The sequence below is a fragment of the Pantoea stewartii subsp. stewartii genome (genome assembly GCF_008801695.1).
GTDB classification, from domain to species: Bacteria; Pseudomonadota; Gammaproteobacteria; order Enterobacterales; family Enterobacteriaceae; genus Pantoea; species Pantoea stewartii.
On sequence record NZ_VZPF01000128.1, the window covers coordinates 1 to 7,410 of the forward strand.

The window sequence follows — 7,410 nt, forward strand, 5'->3', positions numbered from 1 at the left end:
GCGGAGAACGTGCGGCGATCCTCTACTCTCTGATCGTCACCTGCCGGCTTAACGGCGTTGACCCCGAGACGTGGTTGCGTTACGTCATCGGTCATATACAGGACTGGCCGGTGAACCGGGTCCGCGATCTGCTGCCATGGAAGGTCGAGCTTCCCTCTGCCTGAACGTCAATACGGTCTGAATGCGACGCTTACAAAAAAGACGTCACCGGTCGGGGACGTCCTGAAAATGTATCATCACTATATGGTGCACAACACACAATATCCGTTAACTTCTCGGTCGCTAAACCGATTTAGCAATATTAATGCATTCGCAGATGTCGCGTATAGCTACCAAATCTCGTCAAGCCGCCACGCCGTTCCGACGTGTCGGGTGTGTGCATCCTGTTCATGTGGTGAAGCCATTCCCCGTGTGTCCTCACGCGGAGGGCTGCTTGTAGCACCGTCAGTTCGTCATCCGAAGGGTGAAATGCACTCCGCCAAAACTTTTTGCGTGCCGCAAAAACTTTCGTCTCCGGCCTTCTCCTGCCGCCCTGCCGTTGCTCCCTTTGCCCTTTGCCGCGAGAGAACTCACCAGGGAGATGGACAACCATCACCACAGGAGAAAACCAGGATGCACACACAAAACGTCAACGTCAGAACCGCCGCTCCCGAATCTTCCAGGAAGATAGGGGGAAAACCCGTCTCGTACACGATCCTCGTCGCTGAGCAGAAAAAAAACTCAGATGAGGAAGCCGACGTTCTGGAGTTCAGCAGCCTTGCTGAGCTGAAGAAACTGCGCAGAAGCTGCCCGGAAACGATGAACTGCAGCTACTCCTACGTCCTCAGCAGCGGCGTCGATAAACAGTTCCGCCATATCAATGTGGCTGAAGCTGACCACTTCAAACAGTTTGCCCGCCTGATCGCGCGCGCAGGCATTGACATTTAAATCCGGTTTAACCCGTGCGGCCACCGTTGCACGGAACCACATCACACAGGAGTCAGAAAGATGAACGTTACCCCCCCGACCGCTGCAACAATGGCCTTTTTCGTTCCGTCTCATAACGCCGTTTATGACCGTGCAACACAGCTGGATGATCAGTGGGTCACTCTGCGTGAAGAGAAAACGCTGGAAACCCTGCGCCGTCTCTATCCGGATGCGGAGCTGATCCCCGCGACTCAGGTACAGGAAAAGCAGAATAACGGCTATCGCCGCCCGTGGGCGGAAATTACCGAAGCCCGTTATATCGACCAGATGGAAACACTGCCGCCAGTGGACTGGTGCAGAGGGTATGGCGGGGAGTCGTTCAAATCGATGGTATTTACGGGCGGGGATGTGACCGCAATTTTTGTCCGGTACGGAGAGCGTTTCTTTGAGTGCCATGACCTGCACACCCTCAATCACCGGGAACTTATCGGCGATGTGATAACACGATTCTTTCTCGATGCGCCGCTGAATTCCGCGCATTAAAAAAGCGGGGTTTCCCCCGCTTCCTCAAAACCCTGCTGTCACTCAGCATGAAAAATCTGCGTGACTATCTGGCCAACACGCCTTCAGCCAACCTGGTGGAGGAGAAGATCGAAAAAACGGCCATATCCATTCGCTCAGTGGTGACCAACTACGCCAAAGCCCTTCGCTATCTGCAGGGGCTGGATGACGGAACGAAGCCGCCGTTCACCATCCGGGAGTGGATGACGCAGGAACGCTATGACAGCAGCTGGCTGTTTATTTCAACCCAGGCCCGTCACCGTAAGAGTGTACGCCCGCTGATCTCGCTGTGGGTATCTCTGGCCACACTGATGCTGCAGAGCATGGGCGAGAACAGCGACCGCCGCGTGTGGTTCATTATCGATGAAGTCCCCAGCCTGCAGCGCATCCCCGAGCTGGCCGAGACGCTTGCCGAGGCGCGTAAATTTGGCGGTTGTTTTGTGCTGGGGATGCAAAACATGGCACAGCTGGTTCACGTATACGGCCGTGAACTGGCCAAAAGCATCTTTGACCTGATGAACACCCGTATGTACGGACGTTCGCCGAGCGCCGAGATGGCCAAAGTTGTGGAAGAGGAACTGGGCAACCAGCGTAAGCGCAAAATCCGTGAGCAGAACAGCTACGGTCTGGACCAGGTGCGTGATGGTGTGTCCCTCGGTAAGGACGAGGTCAATAACCCCATTGTCGACTACGAGCAGATCATGCGTCTGCCAAACCTCAACTTCTACGTGCGCCTCCCGGGTGAGTATCCGGTTGTTCGTCTGAAGCTGAAATACCGCTCGCTGAAGAAGCGTCAGGCAGGCCTGATCGAGCGCAACATCCGCGATGCGCTCAGTCCGGAACTGGAGAGAGTTATTCAGGAGAACGAACGCGCAGCGGCTGCTGCAGGTCTGACGTTCCCGACCGGCGATGAAGTGCTGGAGAAGGGGAGCGAGACATCATCTGCAGCTAACGGTCCTGATCCGGTTTCTTCTGCAGGGGCATCCGGCTCACCGGCCGTCGAAAAAGTGGTTCGAACTCGAATGGAGGAACCGAAATCTTCGCGTAGCGCTGTACCTGAACAGAAGCCGGTATCTGCCAGAGAACCCATCACATCGCGAATAGCGCCAGTGGCTCCGGAGGTAGTAACTGATAATCACAGCACGGTGACAGACCCTGTCACCGAAGACAAAGAAAACAACGTCTTTTCTCTACGGTCTTCTCCTCCTTCAGTAAATCGTCAAAAAGAGTCTGCCGGAGATTCAGGATATTCGTGTGGCCATCGATGCGGCGCTGAAGGACGGCATGATCGTGCCTCTGGACAGTGAGAAAGGGGTATTTACCTCCCGTATTCACCTGCTGGATGAACTCTCGATCCAGGCGCTAAGTCAGGAACATCTCAAATCCACAAAAGTCGTCAGTTTCACCCGCCCGGCGCAGTACGCGCCGGCGGCGCTGGAAGTTGTGGAGAAGGACGCCCTGGTTCTGATGAATGCCCCGTCAGGCGTGGCGGGCATCCGTGAGCTGACCGCGCAGCTGGCCGGTATTGCCGGCGCGAACGGTCGTGATGTGCAGGTGCTGGCCAGCTCTGCCGAGCGCGCAATTTCACTGGCGAAATCCGACGATTTGCGGGAGCGGATTATCAGCCGGCAGCATGTTCTGAGCGGTGATTTCCACCTGAAGCCCCAGAGCACGCTGATTATCGAAGGGGCGGAGCGCCTGGGGCTAAAGGAGACGCTGGTTCTGCTGGGCGAAGCGCGCGCGCAGGATGCACAGCTGGTCTTTCTCGACAGCGCCGGGCGTCAGGCAAACGGTAACGCCATGTCCGTGCTGGAGTCCGCGGGCGTCGACCGCGCTGGATGCCGTCCGGAACCATCCGAAAGATGGCGTGGTGTGGCAGACCGGTGAAGAGGCTCCCTCCGCATGGCTGCTGAAGGTCAGTGGCGGTGTCCGGCATGATGAACCCCAGCGCCTCATGGCCACGCTCAGCGATGAGCTGGCAAATCAGCCGAACCAGGGTGAGCTGGCGCGAGCCGGACAGGTTCGTCAGGAAGAGGCCGGACGCGTTAAACCGGGGGAGACAAAACCTGCAGAACTGCCACAGGAAGAGGTGGTGAAACTGCGGCCGGATGAAAACAACCCTGTGAAGCCCGAACCGGTTAACCCGGACACCGGCGTTCTTGCCGCTGTGCGGGAAAGTGAGAACAGCGAGGGCCGGGAACAGGTGGCTGCAGAACGTATCCGGAGTGAAATCGACAGGTCCGGCAGGCATTCCGGCGAGCAGGAACGGGCCTCACGTGTCGTTGCCGATCTGGCAAATGCAGAGCGGGATTTAGTCCGGGCAGCAGAACAGGCCGGGCGTGACCGCATGCCAGAGCATGATGAACAGACCCTCAACCGTACCATTCAGAAAGAACGTTAATACCTCCATTTCACAAGAGAACACTGTCATGAAATTACATCAGATTGCTATTGTTTTAGTTACAACATACAAAGGCTTAATTTCCACTGCCCATGCATCGGCTCCACAGCCCGTATTCAGCCCGGAGCAGGAAACACGGATCGGTGAAATTGCTGCAGATTATCTGGTGGCTCACCCGGAAATTCTGGTCACGGTCAGCCAGAAGCTACAGGTGCAGCAACAACAGCGTCAGCAGACCAGATATGCACTCAGCGTCATGGAAAATCAGGATGCTCTCCTGCACGACAGGGATACGCCGGCTTTCGGCCCTGATAACGCGAAGGTCGCGGTCATTGAATTCTTCGACTACCAGTGTGTGTTCTGCAGTGGCTTCGCGCCGGAGCTGGAAAAGGTGATGAAAGCGCAGCCGGACGTCCGGTACATTTTCAAAGAGTGGCCAATATTTGGCAACCGCTGGGAAGTCTCCCTTCAGGCCGCACAGCTGGGGCTGTCAGTCTGGAAAGAAAAAGGCCCGCAGGCGTATGTCACCTACCATAATGCGGTCTACGCGACGGGCCATAATGAGGGAAAACTGACCGCAGACGATATCCGGGGGGCAGCGGTAAAGGCGGGCCTGAACACACCTGAACGGGCTGACAACACACCATTACTGGAAAAAAACAGCAATCTGGCGGAGGCTCTGGGGCTGACGGGCACTCCCGGGATCATTGTCATGCCAGTCAGTGGAGCCACTCCAGCGACCATCACGGTGTTTCCTGAAGCGGTGACGGCGGAGAAACTGCAGGCTGCAATCCGGAAAGCGACCCCACAGCACTGATCCTTTTACCTGAAGGCGAGATCCCGCCAGAAATCGCCATTTTCAGGTTCCGCGCGTTAAAGCCATCTTCTGTACCTGTTCTCCTGCGCTTCCTCGATCAGGCCGTCCGGCCTGATGCTGCGGCGAGCGCTGCCGGTGAAACTGACATCATTCTGCAGGTTATAACCGCATACTCTCGTCGATATCTGGTCTTACGTCTGGAAAAAACTGTAATGAACGGGTAGTATTCAGATCGTCGGCGATCGTCTTGTGGTGGGTCAGATTGTTGATTCAGATTACTTTTGTGACCTAACTCAAACTTACGGTTTGACTGCTTTGTGGTGAAGCAGGCAGGTGGCAGGAGATGACTTTTCGGGAGAAATGCGGACTTCCGGAAGACAAACAAGGATGGGGCGTGTCCATTAAGACGCTCAGGAGCAGGTGACGGGCATTTCCCGGAGCCTGAATGCAAAAACTCCCTGAAATCTGTCTCGTTTTGGCGGACCAGTCAGATATTCAGGGAGCCTAAAAGCAGGCGCGTTGCCTGTGAAGGATTATAACGCATGCACCATAGAAAACAACACCCGGCCGCCATAAGAACAGGCCGCTGTGAATGACAATCAAATTTCTGTTCACTGGTCTGAGCTTCCGGCCGAAGAGTTAACCCGTTTCTGGCAGGATGTCGATGCCGGCACTCAGGATAATTTTCTCGTTGAGCCGGTCAAAAAGCAGACCCGCCGCACACGCGGTGAACACTCCACAAAAGCCAAATGTGAAAACCCGTCCTGGTTCCGTCCTGAGCGCTATAAAAAGCTCTCCGGACAGCTTGGCCATGCCTACAACCGGCTTGTGATGTTTGACAAGACCACCAGGCAGCCCAGACTGCGTATTCACGTCTCGCGTCATCCTCTCTATGTCGCCGGCCGCCGCAAGGCGGGGCGTAAGTATGGCTTCCGGCCGGAGCGCCAGCGTCTGATCGATGCTTTCTGGCCTCTGCTCATCAGTTTCTGCGACGCCGGCAAGCACACCGTCGGCATGTGTATCTCCCGGCTGGCCAGAGAGCTAAGCCCGAAGGATGCTGACGGTAATGTCATTCCGGAAACAGAAGTGACGGTGTCACGCTTATCCCGCCTTATTGAAGAACAGGTACGCTTTGGTGTGCTGGGGCTGGCGGATGAGCGTACCTGGGATCGTGAATCCCGCTCCTGGCTGCCGACCTATGTTTATATTACGCCCGTGGGGTTCCAGATGCTGGGTGTCGATATGGACAAGCTCTTTAAAGAGCAGGAGAAGAAACTCCGCCAGAGCGCCGAACGTGAGCAACTGATCCAGGAAGGCGTGATGAGCGAGCATGATGATGTGCAGCCTCACACGGCCCGCAAATGCTGGTCGGGCCGTAAGCGCCGTGAAGCACTGATTTACCGCCGCAAAAAAGGCGCGGAGCGTAAACGTGCCAACAATCTGATTAAGCTGCCGGCAGATGAACGACTCCATGCCATGTCTGAATGGATTTACCGCACCCTGCCGCCTGACGAAGCGTACTGGTGTACATCTGAGCGTCTAAAGGCGCTGGCCATCCAGCATCTTTACCAGCTGGATCTGGCGCTTTCTCCACCGGACTAGCATCCACAGACAAACAACAACCTTCCTGTTTACAGGCCCCTGCCCGGGGCTTTTCGTGCTGGTTTTTTTCGTCCATTCCGTTCGTTTTTTGTCCTTCCCACCTTTGCTCTCCCGTGCGCTGTGACGTTCAGCTGGCCGTTATGGACCGCAATGGCCACCTTCTCTTTTTTTTACACAGAAATCCGCAAATGAATAAGTGAAACATCCCGGAATCGAATAAAAGGCATTCCGCAAAACAGTCTTACTTCACCTTTTTTATCTCTCCGTTCATTACATTCCAGAGTAGATCTTTGTCTGCGGCCACTCTGTGGATAACGAAAAATGCCTTCGCATGCAGCGGCCTCACGGCCGCGCGCTCAGAAAAACATCAAAAGTACCTCCCGTCGCAAGCGCCGGGCCCCCTTCTGGCCAGAATCTCACTACCAGCAAACCCCTTACCCCTGCTAAAGCGACGCCGCCCCGGCCCAAAGGGCCGGAACACCCTCGCTTTAAGAAGGATGTTGTAACTAGTATTTACGTCGCTTCAGAAAAGGCCGCTTCAGGCGCTGTGCCATATCCCCCGTAAGCGCGCAAGCGCGCTAACTCGCAGTACCACGCCCCGGCCCTACGGACCGTTGCGCTAACTGCGCACCCCCGTGGGGGAAATGAACCATATCATCGCGTTTAGTGGGTTTTGGCTTAGCAGGGAAGGGGGGTGATTGGTAAAACCTATCAGAAATGTACCGGCTTCGCCGGGCGACGGCGATTCATGTTCAACCCCCTTTTTAACATCAGAATGTCGCCTTTAATGCCCTTCGGGCATAAATTACTGGCTGCGCACTGCTCGCCAGTCTGACTGGGGGGGCGGAGATCGGAAACATCTCTGGCTGGACAAAAAAATGAACTAAACAAACGTACAATAATTTCCGATCTCCAAACTGACCCCCACGTTCTCCCTGCTCAGGATAAGACCAGCAGTGTCAGACCTATGATCCCCAGGTGGCCTGCGTAAGGGGCTCTGACGCTCAGTGGAACGAAAACTCACGCTAAGCAATGTTTTCTTCCTCCGACGCCTCTTTTAATGGCCGCAGATGCCCTTTCGTCACCAGTTCTGCCAGCGTAAAGGAATAATGGCCGAGCATAT

Annotated in this window: 7 protein-coding genes and 1 pseudogene; all 8 read left to right on the forward strand. The window is 55.5% G+C overall.

Annotated elements, in window-relative coordinates:
• Positions 1–164, forward strand: a 164-nt coding sequence (locus tag F7Q90_RS23920) for a transposase domain-containing protein (protein WP_151161046.1), incomplete at its 5' end; no start/stop codon positions are given.
• Between the two features lie 448 nt (positions 165–612).
• Positions 613–927 (forward strand): hypothetical protein, encoded by a 315-nt coding sequence (locus F7Q90_RS23925; protein WP_044242615.1) that lies wholly within the window; start codon positions 613–615, stop codon positions 925–927.
• A 60-nt stretch (positions 928–987) separates the two neighbouring features.
• Complete coding sequence (locus F7Q90_RS23930; RefSeq protein WP_052310146.1) at positions 988–1,449, forward strand: hypothetical protein; 462 nt, start codon at positions 988–990, stop codon at positions 1,447–1,449.
• Positions 1,365–2,397: pseudogene (locus F7Q90_RS23935) on the forward strand (type IV secretion system DNA-binding domain-containing protein); the annotation flags it as partial. The gene F7Q90_RS23930 and the pseudogene F7Q90_RS23935, both read left to right, overlap by 85 nt.
• A 324-nt stretch (positions 2,398–2,721) precedes the next feature.
• On the forward strand, positions 2,722–3,354 hold the full coding sequence (locus tag F7Q90_RS23940) for an ssDNA-binding domain-containing protein (RefSeq protein WP_044242617.1): 633 nt from the start codon (positions 2,722–2,724) through the stop codon (positions 3,352–3,354).
• A complete protein-coding gene (locus F7Q90_RS23945) occupies positions 3,335–3,868 on the forward strand; it encodes a hypothetical protein (RefSeq protein ID WP_082999282.1) in 534 nt (177 codons plus the stop codon). The genes F7Q90_RS23940 and F7Q90_RS23945 overlap by 20 nt, the downstream gene beginning before the upstream one ends.
• Positions 3,869–3,896: 28 nt before the next feature.
• Positions 3,897–4,685, forward strand: a complete 789-nt coding sequence (locus F7Q90_RS23950; protein WP_006120918.1) for a DsbA family protein — start codon at positions 3,897–3,899, stop codon at positions 4,683–4,685.
• A gap of 588 nt (positions 4,686–5,273) precedes the next feature.
• Positions 5,274–6,287 carry a plasmid replication initiator RepA gene (repA, locus tag F7Q90_RS23960; protein WP_006120919.1) on the forward strand — a complete coding sequence of 338 codons (1,014 nt, stop codon included), beginning with the start codon at positions 5,274–5,276 and terminating at the stop codon, positions 6,285–6,287.
• The last annotated feature ends 1,123 nt before the right edge of the window (positions 6,288–7,410 follow it).

What these genes read in the sequence shown, in the direction of transcription:
- F7Q90_RS23925 (WP_044242615.1), top strand. Translation starts at nt 613, where the DNA reads ATGCACACACAAAACGTCAACGTCAGAACCGCCGCTCCCGAATCTTCC.
- F7Q90_RS23950 (WP_006120918.1), top strand. Translation starts at nt 3,897, where the DNA reads ATGAAATTACATCAGATTGCTATTGTTTTAGTTACAACATACAAAGGC.
- F7Q90_RS23930 (WP_052310146.1), top strand. Translation starts at nt 988, where the DNA reads ATGAACGTTACCCCCCCGACCGCTGCAACAATGGCCTTTTTCGTTCCG.